Genomic DNA, 21,334 nt, shown 5'->3' on the forward strand with positions numbered 1-21,334 from the left:
CGGCGGTGCGTCGGAGAGCATCATCCCGGCACATTAAGTGCATGCATGTTTTCGATCCATTCAATGCCGATTCCGAAGCAGCATCATGCCGTCCGACACAGCTCTCGATCTCGTCTTCCGCCAGGCCGCCATTGCGGGATGCGAGCGGCCGCAGGACATCGGAGTCAGCGCCGGTCGTATCGTCGCCATGGCACCAAATCTCGTCACCGATGCACCGGCCCATGACGTCGGTGGCCGCCTTGTCGTGCCAGGTTTCGTCGACAGCCATATCCATCTCGACAAGGCCTGCTTGCTTGGCCGCTGCGGCCACTCCCATGGCGGGCTCAGCAACGCCATTGCGGCTGTGGCCGCGATGAAACGGGACTTTAGCGTGACCGATGTCTACGAGCGCGGCGCTTGCGTGCTCGACAAGGCAATCGCGAAGGGCACGACCCGCATGCGCACTCATGTCGAGGTCGATCCCCGTGCCGGGATTCGGAGCTTTCAGGCGATCAAGGCCTTGAGAACCGACTATGCCTGGGCGCTCGATCTTTCGATCTGCGTCTTCCCACAAGAGGGCTTGACCAACGACCCGGGCACGGAGGCGCTGCTGCTTGCAGCGTTACGCGATGGCGCCGACCTCCTCGGCGGCTGCCCCTATACTGATACCGACCCGGTTGCCCAGATCGACCGTCTCTTCGCACTGGCAAGGGAATTTGACGTCGACCTCGACTTCCATCTCGACTTCGACCTCGATCCGAGCTGGATGCATCTCGACGAAGTCTGCCGCCAGTCTGAGCACCATCGCTGGCAGGGTCGCGTCACAATTGGCCATGTCAGCAAACTATCGATGGTCGATCCGGAAACGCTGGCTGTGATCGGGCACCGGCTTTCCGATTCCGGAGTTGCACTGACTGTGCTCCCGGCGACAGACCTGTATTTGATGGGGCGGCAATCGGCCTACGCTCAGCCGCGCGGGCTCGCACCAGCCCATCGTCTCGCCGCGCAAGGTGTGGTCTGCTCGATCGCGACCAACAACGTTCTCAATCCCTTCACCCCTTTCGGTGACTGTTCGCTGCTCCGCATGGCGAATCTCTATGCCAATGTCGCGCAATGCGGGCCGGGCGATTTTCCGTGCTGTCTGGACCTGATCACGACGCTGCCTGCGCGGCTGATGCGGCTGCCTGACTACGGGATCGCGGTTGGGAATCCCGCGGATCTTGTCATTCTCGATGCCAAGACCCCAACCGATGCGCTGGCAGAGATTGCCGAGCCCATCACTGGCTTCAAGCGCGGACGGCTCAGTTTCGAACGCCCCCGAGCGTCGTTGAACAGATTGGCTGCAACGAACGGCGTCCTGCCAAGGCCCGTCGCTCTCTCAGGCGGTTGAGCGCTCCGTATTCCGATATCTGCCGCGCGGGGAGCGATTGGCTACCTTGGGAAGAATACCCCCGCGAGCCCTCGCAAAGAAATCCTGCGGGCCCCATCTGGCCGCCCTTCAGGATGATCTCATGGCCGGCAAGCCGCAGGTCGTCGCTATAAGCGCGGCAGAGCGGCGCGCCATGCACACAGGGTGCCAGATAGGACGGACCCCAGATGTCAAGGGATTGGATCGCTGAGCTTCGGGCTCCGTTGCACGGAGGCTTGGCCGACCCGCTCAAGCCTGGCCCCCGGCCACAGGGAGCCATGTGAAAGGCAGTTGCATCAACGCGCGCGCTCCGTTAAACGTTTTACTGTAAAACGTTTAACAGGCCATGCGGTGAGCTCGAAACGTGTCACGATCAAGGAGGTAGCGGCGCTCGCTGGCGTGTCTATCGCCACGGTGTCGAACGTCTTCAGCGGCAACAAGCCGGTCAATGCCGATCTCCAGGAGCGGGTCCAGAAGGCGGCCCGCGAGCTGTCCTACCAAGTCGACCGCGCTGCCTCTCAGCTCCGTTCGGGCCAGGCAAAGGTCGTGGGCGTACTCGTTCCGGATCTGGACGACGTGTTCTTCACCTCCCTGGTCTCGCAGCTCGAAGTGATGGCGCAGGCGGACGGATATGACATCATCGTCGCCAATTCGCGTGACGACATCGCTTTGGAACAATCGCGGCTGCGTGCCCTGCTGGCCTGGCGCCCTTCCGGCCTGATCGCGATTCCCTGCAGCGACGGCATGCCCGCAGGACTCGAGCGCGAGATCGGTCGCCTGCCGATGGTTTTCGCGGATCGCGTGCCGCCCGAAGGCTGCATCGTCGACACGGTCGCAATCGATAATCGAGAAGCCGGTGAGATCGCGGCAAGGCATCTGTTGGGCAGGGGTCATCGTGACATCGTCGTCGCCGCCTCAAGCCTCGGAATTTCACCGATCCGCGAGCGCACGCGCGGCGCCTGCGACCTGATTCGTGCGACGATCGGCCACGAGCCGACCGTCATCGAACTMGRTTCCAATGCCGAGCGCGGGGCCGGCGCCTTCCTGCATTGGCTCGAGCGACACCGGCGGCCGAGCGCAGTCATCGCCCTGACCAACGTCACGACGCTCAGCGCGCTCTCGGCGCTGGCCCGTCTGCGGGTCGATATTCCCGATCCGGTCTCCGTGGTCGGTTTCGACGACTATCCCTGGATGAGCGCGCGCAAGACCGGCCTCACCGCAATTCGGCAGCCGATCGCGGAGATCGCCGCAGCCGCCTGGCAGCGCCTGCGCGCGCGCATGGCGGGCGACGGCTCGGCGCCGCAGCGCATCGTACTGCAGACCAGCCTGCAGGTCCGCGAGTCCGTCCGCGATCTCGTGCCCGCGGCGGACGATGGTCGCGACAGCGATAGCCCCGAACCGCTTCTGAACCCGGAGACGGCGATCTCTGCGCCCAAAGCCATGCATTGACGGACAACCCCATGTCCGCGCCACCGGGCCAAGAGAGCCTGGATCGAAAGAAGTCCTGGAGGAAAGAGTGCAGCCTGAAAAAACGGCACGGATTCTGCCGCTGCTCGCGCCRGTCCATCTGCTCATCCTGAGCGTGATCGTGCTGCCGTCGCTCTATGTGATGTGGCTCAGCCTGAACACCTCGAGCTTCGGCCAGGCGCCGAGCTTCGTCGGGCTTCAGAATTATATGCGTGTCCTCGCGGACCCGGCCTTTCACAGCGCGCTGCTGAACACGGTCGTGCTCGTCGTCGTGGCCGTCCACCTCGAACTGGCCGTCGGGCTCGGCATGGCGCTGCTTTTCGCCAGTGGCCTGCCGTTTCGCCGCTTCCTTCTCGTCGCCGTGCTCGCGCCCTATGCCGTCAGCGAGGTCACCGCCGTGGTGATGTGGCGCTTCCTGTTCGATCCCGATGCCGGGCCGGTCACGCTGGCCTTGCGGGCATTGAGCCTGCCGACGCTGGATTGGTCCTTCGAACCGTCGCACGCCATGGTGCTGATCGGGCTGCTGACGGTCTGGCTGCATCTGCCCTTTACCTTCGTGATCGTCTATGCGGCACGCCTCGCCATCCCCGCCCAGCTCTACGAGGCGGCGCGGATCGACGGAGCCACGCGCTGGCAGGCCTTCCGGCGTGTGACACTGCCACTGCTCGGCCCGGCGATRCTGATCGCGCTGCTCTTCCGCTACATCTTCGCCTTCCGCCTGTTCTCGGAGGCGTGGCTGCTGACCAAGGGCGGACCGGCGCGCTCGACCGAAGTCGTGGCGATCTATCTCTATCAGGAGGCGTTCAGCTTCAACGCCTTCGGGTCGGCGGCGGCGACCGCCTGGATCATGGTCGTGGTCTCGCTGCTGCTCGCGGCCGGCTATGTTCTTCTGCTGCGACGGGGAGGCCTCTCCCATGCGCACTGAGCGTCTCCTCATCGGGGCCGGCAAGGCTCTCGCCGTCGCGGCGATCCTGTTCTGGTCGCTGTTTCCGATCCTCTTCATCGCCGTTTCGTCGCTGAAGCCGGGTCAGGACATTTTCGCGGTTCCGCCGAAATGGCTCTTCACGCCGACGCTGAAGCACTACGCCGAACTCTGGCGGTCCTGGGGTGTCTTCTTCGAAGCTCTGCTGAACAGCCTGCTGATCACGGTCGGCGCGACGCTGCTCGCGATCATCGCCAGCGCCTGTGCGGGCTATGTCTATTCCCGCCATTCCAGCCGATGGCTGGGAGCCAGCATCGTCGGACTGATCGTCGTACGCCTCATCCCGCCGATCGTGGTGACGCTGCCGCTGTTCCCGATCGTCAACGCACTTGGCCTCAGCGACACCCATCTCGTGCTGATCCTGCTCTACGCGACCTTCTTCGTGTCGCTCGGGACGGTGCTGATGCGCACCTTCATGGACCAGATCCCGCGCGAGCTCGACGAGGCTGCCTCGATCGACGGCGCCAGCCGCATGACGATCCTGCGCAAGATCATCGCGCCACTGGCGATGCCGGGCGTTCTCGCCGTCGCGGTCTTCGTGATCGTCTTCTCCTGGAACGAGTTCCTGTTCGCCTTCATCTTCACGGCGACGCGCGCCAAGACCGCGCCGCTCGTCATCTCGGAGATGATCGGCTCCATCGACGGCGTCGACTGGGGGATCCTCTTTGCCGCCTCGACGGTGCAGCTCGTGCCCGTCCTGCTCTTCGTCGTCTTCATGAACCGCTATCTCGTGGCCGGCCTCACCGCCGGTTCGACGAAGGGGTAGCCAATCAAAAAAGGGAGGAAGCCATGTCGAACAAGCCTGCAACAGACGTGACACGCCGCGGTTTCATGGCCGGCGCTGCCGGCGCCGCGGCCGCGCTCGCAACCGGGCCTGCCCTGGCCGCCGGCAAGACGCTGAACGTGCTGAGCCACAAGGTCCATCAGACCGTGCTCGGCAGCGGCGACAGTGACCTGCTGAAGGACTGGCGCAAGGCCAATGATGCCGAGATCACCTTCACCACCTTCGACTCCAACCCGCTGCAGGACCGGCTCTTCCGGGAGGCGAGCCTGAAGGAGACCGAGTACGGGGTTGGCTATCTCATCGACAACCGGCCGACCTCTCAGATCGCCGCCCTGTTCGAGCCGCTGGACGCTCTTCAGAAGCAGGACCCGATCGAGGATTTCGGCGATATCGCGCCTGGTCTCGTGCAGGGCATGACGGTCGACGGCAAGCTGATCGGCATCCCGGTGCGTCATGCGACGCAGGGCCTGTTCTACAACGAGGCCCTGCTCGATGAGGCCGGGATCTCGGCGCCGCCGACGACCCTCGAAGAGCTGATCGAGCAGGCCAAAAAGACGACCTTCACCTCCAAGGCCGGTACGCCGGTAACCGGCATGGTGCTGGCGAGCGATCTCGCCGTCTTCCCCGTGATGTTTGCCCGCGCCTATGGCGGAGACTTCATCAGTCCTGATCTCAAGTTGGTCCCGGACCGTGCCGCTCTGGAAAGCGGGCTCGCGGCTTTGCGCGGCATGTTCGAATCCGGAAGCCTGCCGCGCAGCTATGCGACGACMAAGAACGACGATCAGGTGACCTGGCTGCAACAGGGCCGTGCCGCCTTCACCGTCCTGCCTTTCGCCCGCGGCGCGCAGCTCAACAATCCCGAGCAGAGTAAGTTTGCGGGCAAGATCAAGGCGGTCGAGTTCCCGATCGCCGCCGGGCTCAAGGGCAAGATGCCGATGGCCTCCGTGGTCGAAGCCTGGGCGATGTCGATCCCGAAGAATGCCAAGGACAAGGCGCTGGCCTGGAGCTTCATCAGGGAAGTGTCGAGCAAGCGCGTGACGCTCGGCATGGCCGTCAACGGCAATGGCCCGGTGCGCGTCTCGACCTATGCCGATGAAAGCCTGAAGGCCAAAAACGCTCTCGCCGCCACAGAAGCCAGGGTGCTGGCGACGGCGCGCGGCGCCTTCCCGCCATTTCCCGAGGCGGCCCGAGCGCAGGCGACGTTCCTTGAGGAGGTCCAACTCGCCGTGCTCGGACGCAAGCCCGTCAAGGACGCAGTCGGCGCCATCATCGAGCGCGTCAAGCCGATGATGCCGGCCTGATTGAACGACAACGGCCGGCGCCTCGGCGCCGGCCCCGCACCACGATCGAACGATGCCAATGGAAGGAAATCGCCTCATGTCCACCACAGGGGTTCGCTTCATCGAGGAGCCGGCGCGCTCCATCCCCGTTTCAGCCGATTATGACGTGCTCGTCGTCGGCGGCGGGCCGTCCGGAATCACCGCTGCCCTGGCCGCAGCCGAAGACGGTCTCCGCGTCGGGCTCATCGAAAGCCGCAGCTGCCGCAGAAATTCATCGAACGCCTGCGCAATGAGCGGGATGGCGCGAGCGAGCATCGGCCCTGCCCGCTGCATATGGGCATCACGCTGGTCGAACCCGAAGCGGTCAAGACCGTGGCGCTCGAGATGCTGACCGAGGCCGGCGTCGATGTGCTGTTCTACACCTTCTTCGCCGGCGCGCTTGTCGAGAACGACATCATTCGCGGCGTCATCACGGAGAGCAAGACCGGCCGCATCGCCATCCTCGCCAAGGTCGTCATCGACTGCAGCGGCGATGCCGACGTCGCCTACAGCGCCGGCGTGCCCACGGAGAAGGGCAATGCCGACGGCGGCATGCAGCCGCCGACGCTGATGTTCTGCCTGGCCGGCGTCGACACCGATGCGCTTCGGATGAGCATCGCAAATGCTCCGCCGGAAGCACGCACCTACCTCACCGACTTCATTCCCGCCGAGTATTTCGGCCAGAACCGGCAGTTCATCGTCGTCGGCATGCGTGAGCTGATGGCCAAGGCCAAGGCCGAGCGCGGCCTGCAGATCCCGAACGAGCGGACCATCATCATCACCGGTCTGAAGAAGGGCGAGGTCTGGATCAACATGACCCGCGTCAAGGGCACGGATGGAACCAACGCCCGCAGCCTGACCAAGGGCGAGATCGAAGGTCGCGCCCAGATCGACGATATCGTCACCTATCTCGTCAATTACGTGCCGGGCTTCGAGAAGGCCTATTTCACCAAGACCGCGCCTTTCCTGGGCATCCGCGAGACACGCCGCATCATCGGCCAATATGTGATGACGCAGGACGACGTCCTGTCCTGTCGCCATTTCGACGATGCGATCGCGGTGGCGAGCTATCCGATCGATATTCACCGCCCGTCCGACGACGGCTGTACCCTGATCTGGTGCGGCGACTGCTACGATATTCCATACCGCTCACTGATCCCGCAGAAGATCGGCAATCTGCTGGTCGCCGGACGCAGCATCTCTGCGACACACGAGGCCATGGGCGCGATCCGCGTCATGGCAACCTGCATGGCAATGGGCGAGGCGGCCGGGCGCGCCGCCAGGATCTCGGTCCGCGGCAACCGCCCGCCGGCCGATATCGACATCGAGGACCTACGCCGCCAGCAACTCGAGCGCGGCGTCTACTTGCGCAATCCAGATGGGACGCGTGCCGGGTCGCCAAATCGCGCCGCAGCCTGACCGCTCTGCACGGGGCGGCCGATGCCGCCCCTTCCGACAGGATCGCGAGGATATGACCGAGCATTTCATTGGCATCGATGTCGGCACCGCGAGCGCCCGCGCCGGAATCTTCGACCCGAGCGGGCGCATGCTCGCGACGGCGAAGCGGGGCATCGCGCTCTATCGGGACGGGCCGGACATCGCCGAGCAATCGAGCGCTGACATTTGGAATGCGGTCTGCGCCTGCGTCCGCGAGGCCATGGCGATGGCACAGCTCGCGCCGGAGGCCATCGCGGGCATCGGCTTCGATGCGACATGCTCGCTGGTGGTGCTCGGGYAGAACGGCGTGCCGCTGCCCGTCGGTCCCCATGGCGATCCGGGCCGCAACATCATCGTCTGGATGGACCATCGTGCGCTGGATCAGGCCGAACGCATCAACCGCACGAACCATCCGGTGCTCGCCTATGTCGGCGGCACGATTTCGCCCGAGATGGAGACGCCGAAGCTGCTTTGGTTGAAGGAGAATCTGCCGGCCACCTATCATGCAGCCTGGCAGTTCCTCGACCTCGCCGACTTCCTGACCTGGCGGGCAAGCGGCTCGCTGGCGCGCTCGACCTGCACGGTGACCTGCAAATGGACCTATCTCGCGCATGAAGCGCGCTGGGACGCAGGCTATTTCCACCAGATCGGGCTCGGCGATCTCGGCGACGATGGCTTTGCCCGCATCGGCACGGAGATCGTTCCCGGAGGCACTGCCCTCGCACAGGGGCTGACCGAAGAGGCAGCTGCCGAACTCGGGCTGAAGCCAGGCACTGCCGTAGCGGCGGGCTTGATCGACGCTCATGCCGGCGGTGTCGGCTCGGTTGGTGTGCGCTCGTCGCACGGCACGGCACTAACCCGCATGGCCTATGTCTTCGGCACCTCCGCCTGTACCATGGCAAGCAGCCGCGAGCCGATCTTCATTCCCGGTGTGTGGGGCCCCTACTTCTCGGCGATGGCGCCTGATCTCTGGCTCAGCGAGGGCGGTCAATCCGGCGCCGGCGCCGCGATCGAACAATTGATCGGATTTCATCCGGCCGCGCCGGAGGCGCAGCAGCGCGCGGCGGCGGACCATTGCTCATTGCCAGACTGGCTCGCCGCGCGCGCGGCGACGAGCGCCGCCGACCTTTCGGAGGCTGCACGTCTTGCGAAGGGTCTCGTCGTCGTGCCGGATTTTCTCGGGAACCGATCGCCGCATGCCGATCCGCAGGCCCGAGCCTTGATCGCCGGCCTGGGCATGGAGCGCGATCTGGACCATCTCGTCGCGCTCTATGTCGCCGGGCTGACGGGCATCGGCTACGGCCTTCGGCAGATCATCGAGGTCAGCCGCGCCAAGGGCGCAACGATCGATGCGATCGTGCTCAGCGGCGGCGCCGGTCGCGCTCCGCTGATCCGGCAAATGCTCGCTGATTGTGCCGGATTGCCCGTGCTCGTTCCCGAGGATGTCGACCCCGTCCTTCTCGGATCCGCGATGCTTGGTGCGACGGCGGCCGGAAACTTCCAGGACCTCGCGCAAGCCATGGTCGAGATGGCACCGGGCGCCAGTGTCTTCGCACCGGTCGGCGGCGACATCGCCMAGTTACACGACAGGCGCTTTGCTGCCTTTGAAACGCTGCAGGCAGCCGCACGCGCGGCGCGCGATCTGCTGCAGGAGACGAAAGATCATGCCGTGTCGGAGGCGATGACGTGACTCAGGAACTGGCCGGAAAGGTCGCCGCGATTACCGGCGCCGCATCGGGGATCGGACTGGCCTGCGCGAAACGGCTGCTGGCGGCTGGCGCGCGCGTCGTTCTCGTCGATCGCGACAGTGAAGCATTGGGCCGTGTCACCAAGTCTCTCGGCGCCGAGGCCATACCGCTCGTCGTGGACCTGGCCGATCCGGCCTCCGTCTCCGGCATGATGTCGCAGATCCTCGAGCGGGCCGGAGAGCTCGACATCTTCCACGCCAATGCCGGAGCCTATGTCGGCGGGCCCGTCAGCGACGGAGATCCCGACGCCTGGGACCGCATGCTGCATCTCAATATCAACGCCGTATTCCGCAGCATCCATGCGGTGCTCCCACATATGATCGCGCGCAAGACGGGCGATATTCTCGTCACCAGTTCTATCGCCGGCATTGTGCCCGTGGTGTGGGAGCCGATCTACACCGCCTCCAAGCACGCGGTGCAGGCCTTCGTTCATACCCTACGGCGCCAGGTCATTCCGCACGGACTGCGCGTCGGGGCGGTCCTGCCGGGTCCGGTCGTCACCGCCCTCATCGCCGACTGGCCGCAGGAGAAGCTCGAAGCGGAGCGCGCCAGGGGCGGCCTGATCGAGGCCGAGGAGGTCGCCGAGGCCGTGCATTTCATGCTGACCCGGCCGCGAAACGTCACCATCCGGGACCTGGTGATCCTACCCCAGAGCACCGACCTTTGAGCGCCCTCTCGAGGCTCCTCGTCACCGCGTCATTGCAATGAGTGATTCTCGCGTGAGCTGGCGGGCCATCAGCGCCGGCAGGATGTCGTTTTCCGCGGCGAGATCGCGACCGTAAAGTGCCGAGAAAATCTGGAGGCCAGCCTCGTGCAAGGGGGTCGCGACCCCGCATAGGCGTCCGAGTGCGACCAGGGGCGAGAGCCCGAACGGCACGTCCTCGAGTGTATAGCGCGTGTCGATCGTGGCCGGCCCGAGCGTCGGCTCCTGGCTGGCTGCCAGCAATTTCGCGGTCTCTCCGAGGGCTGCATCGGGAAGCCCATAGGTCAGCGAATAATGCTCGCGCATGGTGCGGACCTCGACGCCGAACGCCGCCGCGATGGCGAGGCGTTCGGCGTCGATCGCTTCCAACAGCCGCCCGACGGCCATCGTCATGTGCTCGCTCTGGCCCCAGGCCTCGGCCTTCTCCATGCGCGTGAAATTGCAGAGGGCCAGCGCCATATGGCTTTGCGGATTGACGTTGCTCAGCGCCACGGCCAGCACATTCGAGATCGCGCGGAAACGGTCGCCAAACAGCGTCTTGCAGATAGTGAGGCCGCGCGCGGCGGCTTCCGTCGGCAGGGTCGAGATATCGACCTTGCCGCGCAGCGTCGCGATCTTCACGGACGTGTCGCTCGTCTGGCGCGCGCGCAGCACCGTCGTGCTCAACGCCACGACCGGGACATCGAGCCCGCGATCCGCGATCAATCGTGCCAGATAGATCGCGCCCAGCGAGGCGTGCGAGCTGATCACGACCGTCTGGCCCGAGACGAGATGCGGCGCCATGGCGTCCATCACCGCCTTATGGCCGTTCGCGGGAAGCGCGATCAGGATCGCATCCGCCCCTGCCAGCGCGGCAGCGCAATCCGTGGCGATGGTCGGCTTGAACTCCCCGGCGACGACCCCTTCGCTGCGCAGCGTCTGGCCCTGGGCGAGCGCTGCGATGCGGCGGCCGGATGGCGACCACAGCCGGGCTTCATGACCGTTCTGGATCAGCAGTGCTGCGCTTGCATAGGCGATCGCGCCTGCGCCCATGATGGCGGTTTTCATGTCCTGTCCTCGTCGGGTCGTCAGTTGAAGAAGCGGGCCGGCCGGAACTCGGCCAGTTCGGAGCGGGTGCGGCCGCGCACGACTTCGTCGGCGATGGCTTCGCCGAGGAAGGCGCCGAGCGTCACGCCGCTATGCGTGACGGCGACATAGTAGTTGTCGAGCCCCGGGACCGGCCCGACAGCCGAGAGCGTGTCACGCGGGATCGGCCGGATCGCGATGCGAACGGCCTCGACCTCGACGGAGCGCAGTGCCGGGATCGTCGTCTTGGCCCGGGCGAGCAGTTCCTGAGCCTGGGGATGCGTGGGCAGGGAAGCGGCGTCGGCGGCGACCAGCCGGTCAAGCTCGTTCGAGCGCAGCAGGAACCTGCCGCCGCCATCGGGCCGCATATTGAGCAGGGGAGTGCGCAAGGCACTGCGCAGCGTCACGCCCGCCGGTGGGGTATAGGCGACTAGGCCGACCGTCGGTGCGAGCGGAACCTGATGTTCGCTCCGGTTGGCGACCTCGTTGGACCAGCGTCCCGAACAGTTCACGACGATATCGGCATGGATCGGATCGCCGCCCGCGATCTCCACGCCATCGCAGCGCCCGCCGCTGACCAGCAGTCCCGAGACCTTGGCGTTGACGAGCCTCGCACCATGGCGCTCCTGCGCAGCAGTGACGAGCGCGCCGGCATAGGGCACGGCATCGAGCCAACCATCCCGGGGGTAGTAGATCACCGGCGCATTGCCGATCACGTCCGGGTCGATCTCCGGCTCGAGCTCGCGAACCTCCTTCAGACTGAGCAGCTCGGCCGGGTAGCCCCAGTCGATCAGCTGCCTGAGCTTCACCAGCGGGTCGGTGCCGTCGCGTGCGCCGGCTTCGGCCTCCGCATTCTGCCATTGCAGCACGCCAGGGCGGTGGTACCAGTTCGCGTGCGGAAACTCGGCCAGGATGTCCTCATGGGCCTGCCGGCCGGCGAAGTTCAACTTGTAATAGGCATGGGAGGTCAGCTTCTCGCAGGCATTGACCCAGGCATAGGTCACGCTGGAGGTGCCGCCGCCGATCCGCCTTTCCTCGACGATGGTGACCGCCGCGCCGGCCTGGGCGAGGCGATAGGCGACCGACGAGCCGATGACACCGGCACCGACGACGATGGCTTTCATCTGGAATGTCCTTGACGATTGAGAAGAGGGGGGCGCGGCGGCCTGGCCTGTCCGCGCTTGCCGGTCAGCCCGGCTAGTCAGCCTTTCCCGACCAGCATGCGATCGAGCCCGTAGATGCGGTCGACGAGGACCATCAGCAGGAAGGTCAGCAGGATGACGACGGTCGAGACCGAGGCGACGAGCGGATCGATCGATTCCTCGATGTAGTGGTACATCTTGACCGGCAGCGTCATCGAGGACGGCGTCGCCACGAACACCGTCATCGTCACCTCGTCGAAGCTCTGGATGAATGAGATCACCCAGCCGCCGGCGACGCCGGGGATCATCAGCGGAAACACCACCCGCCGGAACACGGTCCAGCTGGAGGCGCCGAGCGAGATCGCGGCGCGTTCGAGCGCCGGATCGGCCGCGGTCAGGGCCGCGAGCACCAGCCTCAGCCCATAGGGGAAAATGATCAGCACGTGGCTGGCGAGCAGGCCTGCGGTCGAGCCGGTAATATTGACCTGTGTGAAGAAGCGCAGGAACGCGACGCCGAGCACGACATGCGGGATGATCAGCGGCGACAGGAACAGCCCGACCAGGGCCTCGCGCCCGGGGAATTGATGCCGTGCCAGAGCGAGCGCGGCCGGCACGGCGAGCGCCATCGCGCAGGTCGCGGCAACGACGCCGAGCACGATGCTCATCCAGAAGGCGGAAACGAACTGCGGATTGGCCAGGATGGCCCTGAACCAGCGCAGCGAGAACGAGGTCGTGGGCAGCGAGAGCAGGTTGCTCGGCGTCAGCGACATCCACATCACCACAATTAGCGGTGCCAGCATGAAGATGACGAACAGGCTGTGGCAGAGGAGCGCGACGGGGCCGTTGCGGTTCATTGGGCAAACCTCGCATAGCGCCGCTCGAGCAAGCGGTTATAGGTCAGCATGATCGTGGCGTTGACGATGAGCAGCACGATCGCGATCGCCGCGCCGAGCGGCCAGTTCAGCGTGCCCAGGAACTCGTCATAGGTGGCGGTGGCGACGACCTTGAGCTGGCGCCCGCCGATGATCGCGGGCGTCGCGAAGGCACTGGCCGCGAGCGCGAAGACGATCAGCGATCCCGACAGGATGCCGGGCACGATCTGGGGCAGGATGATCCTGATGAAGATCGTGGTCTCGCCAGCGCCGAGCGACTGCGCCGAACGAACCACCTTGGGGTCGAGCCGTTGCAGGGCGGCCCAGACCGAGATGATCATGAACGGCACCGCGACATGGACGAGCGCGATGACGACGCCCTGGATGGTGTAGAGCATCGGGATCGGCCCGCTCGTCAGGCCGAGCCCGGAGGCGACGTTGTTGATCACACCGTTGCGGCCGAACAGCAGCGCCCATCCGAGCGTGCGCACCACGACCGAGATCAGCAGCGGGCTCAGCGTCACGATCAGGAAGATCGAGCGCCAGGGTGGTCGCATCCGCGACAGGAAATAGGCTTCGGGTGCGCCGATCAGCACGCAGAGCACCGTCGTCGCCAGCGCGATCCCGACCGTCCGCAGGAAGATGGTGTGGTAATAGGGATCGCCCAGCGTATCCGCGAAGTTCGACAGTGTCGCCCCGCCGGTCGCACCGGTCGCGAGGTCGAAGGACTGGAAGCTCAGCACGGCGATCATCACCAGCGGCGTCACCAGAAGCGCTGCGAAGAAGAGCAGCGCCGGCAGACTGAGCAGCAGCGGCACGCGGCTCCTGGATGCCTCAGCCATGATGCGCGTCCGCGATGATGGCGGCATCCTCGGGCCGCCAGTTGAGCCCGACATCGTCGCCCTCGTTGAAGGCGGGCACTCCACGATGCGGCYCCGACGACAGGACCGCACCAATGGCCGTCTCGACGGAGAACAGCCATGAACTGCCTTGGAAGACCCGTGATGTCAGCCGACCGCCGAGAAAACCGGTCCCGGGCGGCACGAGGCGGACCTTTTCCGGGCGCAAGGCGATCACCACCGCGCTGCCTGCCGAAAGCGAGGGCTGCGCCGTGCCGGGCACCGCCGCCTCGACGCCCTCGATGCGCAGCGAGCAACGCCCGGCCTCCACCGAGACGATCCTTGCCTTGAGTTGGGAGGAGCGGCCGACGAAGCTCGCGGCGAAATGGCTCGTCGGTGCGTCATAGAGCGTCAACGGATCGGCAAGCTGGACGATCCGCCCGGCATCCATCACCGCGATCCGGTCACAGGTCGCCAGCGCCTCGGCCTGATCATGCGTGACCATGATCGTCGTCGTGCCGACGCGGCGCTGGATCGCCCGGATCTCGACCTGCATTTCCTCGCGCAGCTTGGCATCGAGATTGGAAAGCGGCTCGTCGAGCAGCAACAGGGCGGGCTCGATGGCGAGCGCCCGCGCCAGCGCGACCCGCTGTTGCTGCCCGCCGGACAATTGCCGGGGATAGCGCTCGGCGAGATGGCCGAGACGCACCAGATCGAGCGCTTCCTTGACCTTCTGCTGACGGGCGGGCTTGGCGATCTTCCGCATTTCGAGCCCGAACGCGACATTCTCGGCGACCGTCAGGTGCGGGAACAGGGCATAGCTCTGGAAGACGATGCCCATGCCGCGCTGGCTGGCCGGAACACCCCGGAGGCTGCGCCCGTCGAGCAGTACCTCGCCGCTGGTCGGCTCCTCGAAGCCGGCGACGATGTTCAGCGTCGTGGTCTTGCCGCAGCCGGACGGACCGAGCAGCCCGACGAACTCGCCGGGCTCGATCGCCAGGTCGATTCCGTTGAGCGCCGTGAAGGCGGCAAAGCGCTTGGTAAGCCCGCGAAGGGCGATCTTGGCCATAGTCGAGGGTGATCCATGAAACCGCCTGCGCCCTTGGCGCAGGCCTGATGTCCGGAGGAACGAGGGCTTCAGGAATCGGCCCGAAAGGTGATGCAGATCAAAAGGTTAGATCGGCGAATCGGATAAGATCCGGTCCGCTGATCTAGCGCTCGATCTCGCGGTTCCAGCGCTGCGTCCACGCAGCCCGGTTCTGGTTGACGGTCGGCCAGTCGATCTTGGCGAGCTTGGAAACGGCCTGGTCGCCGACCGCCAGCCCCGCGGCTTCATCCGCCGTCAGCTCCGTCTTGCGGTTCACCGGGCCATAGCCCGCGCCGGCAAAGACCTTCTGGATGGCTGGCGAGAGCATGTGCTGGATGAACTTTTGCGATTGCGGCGCCACGTCGCTGTCAACGACGGGGCACATCGTCACCATCAGTGCGCCGGCCCCTTCCTTCGGCTCGGCCACTTCAAGCGGCAGGCCCTCCTTCTTCAGCGCGACGGCGCGCGAGCGCGAGATCACGGTCAGCGCGATCTCGCCGCTTTGCAGCAGCTCCTCGAGCTTCGGTGCGGAGGGTGCGAAGGTCAGGATATTGGGCCGGATCTTGTCCTTGAAGGCGGCGAAGCCGGGCTCGATCTTGCTCTCGCCGCCGCCCTCGGCGCGCGCCACCATGATCAGCCCATGCAGGCCGGTCGTGCTGGCGGCGCCGAGCAGGGCAAGCTGCCCCTTATAGGCGCTGTTGCCGAGGTCGCCCCAGGAGGTCGGCACCGGCCAGCCTTTCTCCTTGAAGATCTTGGCATTGTAGACCGGGGTGGTGACGCCGATGCCGAAGGCGATGGCCTTCTCGTCCAGTTTCGCGATCGGATAGACATCGTCGAGCACCGGGGCCTTCTCGATCGGCGCGCAGAACCCGAACTGCACGGCCTGATACATCGGGCCGTCATCGACCATGGCGACGTCGATCTCCTGCTTGCCGCGCTGGGCCTGCAGCTTGGCGAGCGTCGCCGTCGACTGTCCCGCGACATACTCGACCTTGACGTTGTTCGCCTTCTCGAAGGGCGGAATGATCGCGGTGCGCATCAGGCGCTCGAAGGAGCCGCCATAGCCCGCGACATACATCGTCTGCTGGGCGCTCGCTCCCGCGCTGACAAGGCCGCCCGTGGCGAGCGCGAGGGCGAAGACGGATCCAAGCGAAGTCGAACGCAAAGTGGCCATGCCGAAAAATCCCCTGTTTGGCCGGGGAACACGGCCCCCGTTGCAGCCAAGGGTTGGGGAGCGGCACCCATCTGTCAATCGACTGATTATGGATCACGCCATTCAGATTTGATATGGTATCGCCGCGATTGCCCTGCCGGCGCACCGACCGGGTCGCAATGCCCGGTCAGGCCGACCGTAGCGGAACGGGAATGGAGTGCCGGATTTGGCTCAGATCACCCACAGGCATGCCGAAGCCTTCAACGCGGTTCTGCATGTCGGGAGCTTCACCAAGGCCGCGCGCCTGCTTCGCAGCTCCCAGCCCTCGATCAGCCGATTGATGAAGGAGCTGCAGGAGGCGGTCGGATTCGTGTTGTTCACGCGCAGCGATGGCCGCACGGTCGCGACGCCCGAAGCGATGGCCCTGCATCAGGAAGTCGAGCGCAGTTTCGTCGGGCTCGAACGGATCAGCGAGCGCGCCGCCCAGATCAAGGAGCGCCGCGTCGAGCAGTTGCGGATCGTCAGCATGCCCGCGCTGGCGCACACCTTCCTGCCTGTCGCCCTTGCCGGATTTCTCAAGGACCGCCCGAGCGTCGCCGCTGCGATCCAGGCGCAGCGTTCGGAGTCGATTGCCTCGTGGGTTTCGACACAGCAATTCGATGTCGGCTTCGCGATGCTCCCGATGGACAAGCCCGGTGTCGAGATCGAGCTGTTCGACCCTGCCATCGGCGTCTGCGTGATGCCGGCCGGTCACCCGCTTGCGGTGCGGCCGGAGATCGTCCCGCAGGACCTGGACGGCATGCCGTTCATCGGCAAGGGCGCGGGGAGTTTCATGTCCCGCTCGCTGCAGCAGGTGCTCGACGACGCCAGGGTGCGCTGCGACGTTCGCGTCGAAACCCCGATCGCCGCCATTGCTTGCCAGATGGTGGCGCAGGGACTGGGCCTGACGATTGCGGACCCGTTCACGGCAAAAGCGTTCGAACCGCTGGGGTTAGTCTCCCGTCCGTTCCGGCCGGCCATCGCCTATAATTTCGGAGTTCTCTACCCCTCGCACAGCCTGCGCTCGCAACTTGTCTCCGACTTCGTCGCGCATCTGCATCTTGAGCGCCAGAAGGTGCACGGAAAGGCTCCAAGCTCGGGGGCGCCGTGAGCCGAACCTGGACTCCCGTCCGTAGGCGGGCGTCTCCAAGCGCCTGCTCCAGCCGGGGCCCTGCTGGCGCAGTTGCGTCTCAGGTCATTTCAGCACCGGCAGGATGAACGCAGTTGAGACCCGGAGAACCGCGCTAACGAGGCGCCCGGTTCGCCGACGCGAAACGCACGTTTCCCATCGTAGCCTCGGTCAGCGCGCCCTGGAGAGATCCCGAAAGCTGCTTCACGAGTTCCGGTGTGTATCGATCGTAGAGAGACTGGTTTGATCGGCCCAGCGCATGCTCGCCGGTAAAACTGCCCGCGTAGCCTCGGATCACGACGTCCAGCACCTTGTCCCGGACGCGGTCGATATAGGCGGCATCTGGCCGGCCGGGATGCACAAGATTGAAGTGCATGCCGCCATCGGCAATATGCCCGAAATCGCAGAGCTCGAGCTCGGGGAACTCGGCGTTGAGGAGCGGAATGATCTCGGTTCGGAAGGGAACAAGGTCTGAGCGCTTCAGGGAAAGATCGAAGGCGATCACATGCCCCGCCGCCTTCAGCCCCTCCGGCAAGGAATGCCGCAACGCCCAGAGTTCCTCCGACCGACCAATCAGCGCATCGGCGAGCAGCGGATCATCCTGCTCGAACAGCTCGGCGAGAACGGTCTCGAGAACGGCTGGGAGCGCGGCTTCATGCCCGCGCTCGGGCCAATTCCGGGTCAGTTCGACGAGGATCGCGTAAGGCGGAATCTCGCCGCGAGCGAACGGATTCCTCAGGCGCTCGACATGGGCAAATGTTCGCTTCATCGCGTTCCGCGAAATCCCCTCGACGGCGCTCAGATACTCGCCGCACGCTTCCTCAAGCGCCGTGAGCAGGAGGGGAATGGCCTCATCGTCACGCGGCACGAGCAACGCCGTCGCGACCTGTCGCGGGACGCGCTGCACTTCGAGAACCGCCCTTGTAATAACGCCGAACGCCCCGCTCGTCCCGACGAAGAGATGTTTCAGGTCGATATGCGCGTTGTCCTTCCGCAGGCCGGTTGTGAGGTCAAGGATGGTGCCATTGCAATCTGGAAGCACGACCTCCAGACCCAGAACCTGTCGCCGCATGGCGCCATAACGGAGGAAGCGAGCGCCACCGGTGTTCGTGGCAATCATGCCGCCAACCATCGGATCTGCGCCGAGATCGATCGGCAGAAAGAGCCCATGCGTCGCGAGGGTCTCATTCAGCGTCGACAAGCGAACGCCGGCCCCTACCGTCACCGTGCGATTGGTCAGATCGATTTCGAGCGGAGCGCTCAAGCGGTCGACGCTGAGAACGACCTGCGTTCCCGACTGATCGGGAGTGGATCCCCCGACCACACCCGTATTCCCGCCTTGGGGCACGAGGCGAATGCCATTCGAGACCGCATAGGCGACGATGCGGGACACCTCTTCGGTTGTCCCGGGCCGGACGACGAATAGCGCCCTCCCCTCGTCATACCGTGCTCCGACCTCGTATCGGCGCCTATCGGCAGCGTCTGTGACCAATCCCTTGGTCCCGACGATTGCGCTGATGGCGTCAAGATGTCTGGTGTCGCTCATGTCTGTGCTCGATCGCTGGCAAATCCGGGCGTGTTGATCGGAACCGTTTGGGAACTCTCGCCCCGTCAGACGGATTCGCTTTGCTTGCACCGGCCACTGATTGTGCCTGGCCTTGCCGACCTAAGGTCAACAGGCGGAGTTCGGTCCGGGTGGGCTCGGCCGACAGCCCTGCCCGCCCGGGGGTTCTCAAGATCCAGTCCGTCAATCCACTCCATCGACGGGACTATTGCGGAGGCGACATGTCGGACTTGAACCATTTCATCGACAGAGTCTTGATCGTGCCATCCGCGAGTGCCTGCTCGATCGCCTGGTCAAAGCGTTGCTTGAGCTCGCCATCGTCCTTGCGCAGGCCGATCGCGACGCCACGACCAAGCAGTCCGCCGCGAAATGACGGCCCCGCAACGGTCATGCCGTTCAGTTCCTTCCTTTCACGCGACGACATCGCAGACGCGTAATCGACGAACACCGCATCGATGCGACCTGCGGAGAGATCAAGATCATGCTGCTCGGCTGTCTTGTACTCCCTGATCTCGATGTCTCCCTTGAAGTAGGTCTCCAGGAATGCAAGGGCGTTGGTCGATGTCTGCACGCCGATCGTTTTCCCCTTGATCAGCTTTTTCATCTGCTCAATCGTGTTTTTGCCGTCGTCGTTCAGAGATGTGATGTCGATCAGCTGTCCGCTCTTGGGCAGATTGAGCATTTCGCGATCGGTCATCGTCGCGAAGACGTGGCGGCTCGTGGCGTAGGGCCTCGAAAAGCCGATCACCGCCAGCCTTTTGTCGGTGATGTTCATTCCCGTCATCACCGCATCGTGCTTTCCGGCCTGGAGAGCCGGGATGATGCCGGCCCAGTCCTGACCGACGACCTTGCACTTGGCATTCATCCGGCGGCAGAGATCGTTCACCAACTCGACGTCGAAACCGCCGAGCTTCCCGCTCGGCTCGGTGTAGTTCCAGGGCATGAAGGCACCTTCGGTTGCGATGGTGATCTCCTTTCCCTGCTGTGCTTCGGCGGCAGTCGCCAGGAATGCGCAAGCGCTCAGCGCCAGCCAGCCCAGTCGAAATCTCGGGTTGTTCATCGTGTCCCCTCCTAACGATGCTCAGAGATGAATTGTCGAAACCGTGGCGATGTTGGTGCGCTGAATACTTCGCCAGGCGGCCCGTCCTCCTCCACCATCCCCTTGTGGAGGAACACCACGCGAGACGAGACATCCCGGGCAAAACCCATTTCGTGCGTGACCACGAGCATGGTGCGGCCCTCTTCCGCCAGCGATCGCATGACGCGCAGGACCTCGCCGACGAGTTCGGGATCGAGCGCCGAGGTTGGCTCGTCGAACAGCATCAGCTTCGGCTTCATGGCGAGGGCGCGCGCGATTGCGGCACGCTGCTGCTGGCCGCCCGACAGATGAGCCGGATAGTGGTTGCGCTTGTCGACGATGCCGACCTTCGCAAGCAGCGCCTCGGCCTCGGCGATGCACTCCGCCCTTGGTCGCTTTTGCACATGGATCGGCGCCTCGATGACGTTCTCAAGCACCGTCAGGTGCGACCAGAGATTGAAGCTCTGGAAGACCATCGCGACGCGGGAGCGGATCCGGTCGACCTGGGAGCGATTAGCCGGCTCCGTGCGTCCGTTTCGGCCCTTGCGCAGTGCAATGACTTCACCGCCGATCGCGATCTCGCCGGCGTCGGGCGTCTCCAGCACGTTGATGCATCGAAGCATCGTTGACTTGCCGGAGCCCGACGAGCCGAGGATTGAGATCACCTGTCCCTCGGCCGCATCGAGCGAAATACCGCGCAAAACTTCCAAGGAGCCGAAACTTTTGCGCAGATCGCGCACCGAAACGGCTGGCGTGGACAATGAGGTCACCGATCGTCTCCGCTACTCATGGACCGGCTCAAGGCGCTGAATGGGCATGGGCGCGTCCCGCAGATGCGGCGAAAGCCTGTGCTCCAGGGCTTGAATGGCCCGCGTCACGAGGAAATTGAGAATGAGGTAGATGGCCCCGGCGCAGATGAAGATCTCGATCGCGCGGAAGCTCTGCGAAATCAGCTTATGCGCAATGCCGGTCACTTCCATCATCGTGATGATCGAGGCGAGCGAGGTCGCCTTCACCATCAGGATGATTTCATTGCCGTAGCCCGGAAGTGCCTGACGGACAGCAATCGGAACGATGATCCGCCGATAGAGGAGAAGCGGCGACATCCCGCAGGCGCGTGCCGCTTCGATCTGACCTTGCGGGACGGACTGCAAGCCTCCGCGGATGATCTCGCTCACATAGGCGGCGGTATTCAGGGTCAGGGCGAGCAGAGCGCACCAATACGGCTCGCGGAAGAAACCCCATAGGTTCATGGCCTGCAGGGCCAGCCGAAATTGACCGAGCCCGTAGTAGATGAGGAAGATCTGAACAAGAAGCGGCGTCCCGCGGAACACGAACACATAGCTGCGCGCAAGCCAGTCCAGGACCGGCACCCCTGACATGCGCATCGTCGCGAGGGCCATCGCAACGATCAGACCCAGAGTGACGGATGAAAACGTGAGTTTGAGTGTGAGGGGCAGTCCTTCCAGCAGCTTGAGGAAGGTTTCCCCCATGAATGCGGCGTCAATCACGGGCTTCGCTTCTCAGGATGCTTGAGGG

General features: G+C 64.7%; 18 protein-coding genes and 1 pseudogene. 9 read left to right on the forward strand and 10 right to left on the reverse strand.

The window, feature by feature from the left end; translation table 11 throughout:
- The first annotated feature begins 85 nt into the window (after positions 1-85).
- The 8 genes and pseudogenes from AC1DRP_RS21025 (at position 86) to AC1DRP_RS21060 (ending at position 9,791) form a co-directional block, all read left to right on the forward strand.
- Complete coding sequence (locus AC1DRP_RS21025) at positions 86-1,369, forward strand: amidohydrolase family protein (protein WP_441505729.1); 1,284 nt, start codon at positions 86-88, stop codon at positions 1,367-1,369.
- Between the two features lie 369 nt (positions 1,370-1,738).
- Positions 1,739-2,836 (forward strand): LacI family DNA-binding transcriptional regulator, encoded by a 1,098-nt coding sequence (locus AC1DRP_RS21030; RefSeq protein WP_476769441.1) that lies wholly within the window; start codon positions 1,739-1,741, stop codon positions 2,834-2,836.
- Between the two features lie 67 nt (positions 2,837-2,903).
- Positions 2,904-3,779 carry a carbohydrate ABC transporter permease gene (locus AC1DRP_RS21035; RefSeq protein ID WP_476769442.1) on the forward strand — a complete coding sequence of 292 codons (876 nt, stop codon included), beginning with the start codon at positions 2,904-2,906 and terminating at the stop codon, positions 3,777-3,779.
- Entirely contained in the window at positions 3,769-4,602 is an 834-nt protein-coding gene (locus AC1DRP_RS21040; RefSeq protein ID WP_441505732.1) for a carbohydrate ABC transporter permease, read from the forward strand. The genes AC1DRP_RS21035 and AC1DRP_RS21040 overlap by 11 nt, the downstream gene beginning before the upstream one ends.
- A gap of 23 nt (positions 4,603-4,625) precedes the next feature.
- The gene (locus tag AC1DRP_RS21045) at positions 4,626-5,921 is read left to right on the forward strand and encodes an ABC transporter substrate-binding protein (protein ID WP_441505733.1); all 1,296 of its coding nucleotides are present in this window, start codon (positions 4,626-4,628) and stop codon (positions 5,919-5,921) included.
- A gap of 76 nt (positions 5,922-5,997) precedes the next feature.
- Positions 5,998-7,358: pseudogene (locus AC1DRP_RS21050) on the forward strand (FAD-dependent oxidoreductase).
- A 52-nt stretch (positions 7,359-7,410) separates the two neighbouring features.
- Entirely contained in the window at positions 7,411-9,066 is a 1,656-nt protein-coding gene (locus tag AC1DRP_RS21055) for an FGGY-family carbohydrate kinase (RefSeq protein WP_476769443.1), read from the forward strand.
- Positions 9,063-9,791, forward strand: a complete 729-nt coding sequence (locus AC1DRP_RS21060) for an SDR family oxidoreductase (RefSeq protein ID WP_476769444.1) — start codon at positions 9,063-9,065, stop codon at positions 9,789-9,791. Before AC1DRP_RS21055 ends, AC1DRP_RS21060 begins: the two co-directional genes overlap by 4 nt.
- Positions 9,792-9,812: 21 nt before the next feature.
- Here the strand turns inward: AC1DRP_RS21060 and AC1DRP_RS21065 are convergent, their stop codons facing one another.
- The 6 genes from AC1DRP_RS21065 to AC1DRP_RS21090 all read right to left on the reverse strand — a co-directional run bounded on the left by AC1DRP_RS21065 (position 9,813) and on the right by AC1DRP_RS21090 (position 16,006).
- Positions 9,813-10,874: an NAD/NADP octopine/nopaline dehydrogenase family protein gene (locus AC1DRP_RS21065; protein ID WP_476769445.1), complete on the reverse strand. Its 1,062-nt coding sequence runs from the start codon at positions 10,872-10,874 to the stop codon at positions 9,813-9,815.
- A gap of 20 nt (positions 10,875-10,894) precedes the next feature.
- Positions 10,895-12,016, reverse strand: a complete 1,122-nt coding sequence (locus tag AC1DRP_RS21070; protein WP_476769446.1) for an NAD(P)/FAD-dependent oxidoreductase — start codon at positions 12,014-12,016, stop codon at positions 10,895-10,897.
- A 77-nt stretch (positions 12,017-12,093) separates the two neighbouring features.
- The gene (locus tag AC1DRP_RS21075; RefSeq protein WP_441492496.1) at positions 12,094-12,888 is read right to left on the reverse strand and encodes an ABC transporter permease; all 795 of its coding nucleotides are present in this window, start codon (positions 12,886-12,888) and stop codon (positions 12,094-12,096) included.
- Positions 12,885-13,748, reverse strand: a complete 864-nt coding sequence (locus AC1DRP_RS21080; protein ID WP_476769447.1) for an ABC transporter permease — start codon at positions 13,746-13,748, stop codon at positions 12,885-12,887. The genes AC1DRP_RS21075 and AC1DRP_RS21080 overlap by 4 nt, the downstream gene beginning before the upstream one ends.
- Positions 13,741-14,814: an ABC transporter ATP-binding protein gene (locus AC1DRP_RS21085; RefSeq protein WP_476769448.1), complete on the reverse strand. Its 1,074-nt coding sequence runs from the start codon at positions 14,812-14,814 to the stop codon at positions 13,741-13,743. The genes AC1DRP_RS21080 and AC1DRP_RS21085 overlap by 8 nt, the downstream gene beginning before the upstream one ends.
- Positions 14,815-14,956: 142 nt before the next feature.
- Positions 14,957-16,006 carry an ABC transporter substrate-binding protein gene (locus AC1DRP_RS21090; RefSeq protein ID WP_441492493.1) on the reverse strand — a complete coding sequence of 350 codons (1,050 nt, stop codon included), beginning with the start codon at positions 16,004-16,006 and terminating at the stop codon, positions 14,957-14,959.
- Positions 16,007-16,211: 205 nt separating this feature from the next.
- Here AC1DRP_RS21090 and AC1DRP_RS21095 point away from each other — a divergent pair, with 205 nt between their 5' ends.
- Entirely contained in the window at positions 16,212-17,135 is a 924-nt protein-coding gene (locus AC1DRP_RS21095; RefSeq protein ID WP_441505737.1) for a LysR substrate-binding domain-containing protein, read from the forward strand.
- Positions 17,136-17,268: 133 nt separating this feature from the next.
- Here the strand turns inward: AC1DRP_RS21095 and AC1DRP_RS21100 are convergent, their stop codons facing one another.
- From AC1DRP_RS21100 to AC1DRP_RS21115, 4 genes are all read right to left on the reverse strand, one after another.
- The gene (locus AC1DRP_RS21100) at positions 17,269-18,699 is read right to left on the reverse strand and encodes an FAD-binding oxidoreductase (protein WP_441505738.1); all 1,431 of its coding nucleotides are present in this window, start codon (positions 18,697-18,699) and stop codon (positions 17,269-17,271) included.
- 223 nt (positions 18,700-18,922) lie between these two features.
- Positions 18,923-19,777 carry a transporter substrate-binding domain-containing protein gene (locus AC1DRP_RS21105; RefSeq protein WP_441505739.1) on the reverse strand — a complete coding sequence of 285 codons (855 nt, stop codon included), beginning with the start codon at positions 19,775-19,777 and terminating at the stop codon, positions 18,923-18,925.
- Between the two features lie 11 nt (positions 19,778-19,788).
- Positions 19,789-20,565 carry an ABC transporter ATP-binding protein gene (locus tag AC1DRP_RS21110; RefSeq protein ID WP_441505740.1) on the reverse strand — a complete coding sequence of 259 codons (777 nt, stop codon included), beginning with the start codon at positions 20,563-20,565 and terminating at the stop codon, positions 19,789-19,791.
- Between the two features lie 12 nt (positions 20,566-20,577).
- Positions 20,578-21,303 carry an ABC transporter permease gene (locus AC1DRP_RS21115; protein ID WP_441505814.1) on the reverse strand — a complete coding sequence of 242 codons (726 nt, stop codon included), beginning with the start codon at positions 21,301-21,303 and terminating at the stop codon, positions 20,578-20,580.
- Positions 21,304-21,334 lie beyond the last annotated feature (31 nt).

Source organism: Allobosea sp. 01N443 (assembly GCF_056399325.1).

Bases quoted from the DNA above. Each gene is read 5' to 3' on its own strand.
- AC1DRP_RS21025 (WP_441505729.1), top strand. From the start codon at position 86: ATGCCGTCCGACACAGCTCTCGATCTCGTCTTCCGCCAGGCCGCCATT.
- AC1DRP_RS21040 (WP_441505732.1), top strand. From the start codon at position 3,769: ATGCGCACTGAGCGTCTCCTCATCGGGGCCGGCAAGGCTCTCGCCGTC.
- AC1DRP_RS21065 (WP_476769445.1), bottom strand. From the start codon at position 10,874: ATGAAAACCGCCATCATGGGCGCAGGCGCGATCGCCTATGCAAGCGCA.
- AC1DRP_RS21070 (WP_476769446.1), bottom strand. From the start codon at position 12,016: ATGAAAGCCATCGTCGTCGGTGCCGGTGTCATCGGCTCGTCGGTCGCC.
- AC1DRP_RS21075 (WP_441492496.1), bottom strand. From the start codon at position 12,888: ATGAACCGCAACGGCCCCGTCGCGCTCCTCTGCCACAGCCTGTTCGTC.
- AC1DRP_RS21080 (WP_476769447.1), bottom strand. From the start codon at position 13,748: ATGGCTGAGGCATCCAGGAGCCGCGTGCCGCTGCTGCTCAGTCTGCCG.
- AC1DRP_RS21090 (WP_441492493.1), bottom strand. From the start codon at position 16,006: ATGGCCACTTTGCGTTCGACTTCGCTTGGATCCGTCTTCGCCCTCGCG.
- AC1DRP_RS21100 (WP_441505738.1), bottom strand. From the start codon at position 18,699: ATGAGCGACACCAGACATCTTGACGCCATCAGCGCAATCGTCGGGACC.
- AC1DRP_RS21105 (WP_441505739.1), bottom strand. From the start codon at position 19,777: ATGAACAACCCGAGATTTCGACTGGGCTGGCTGGCGCTGAGCGCTTGC.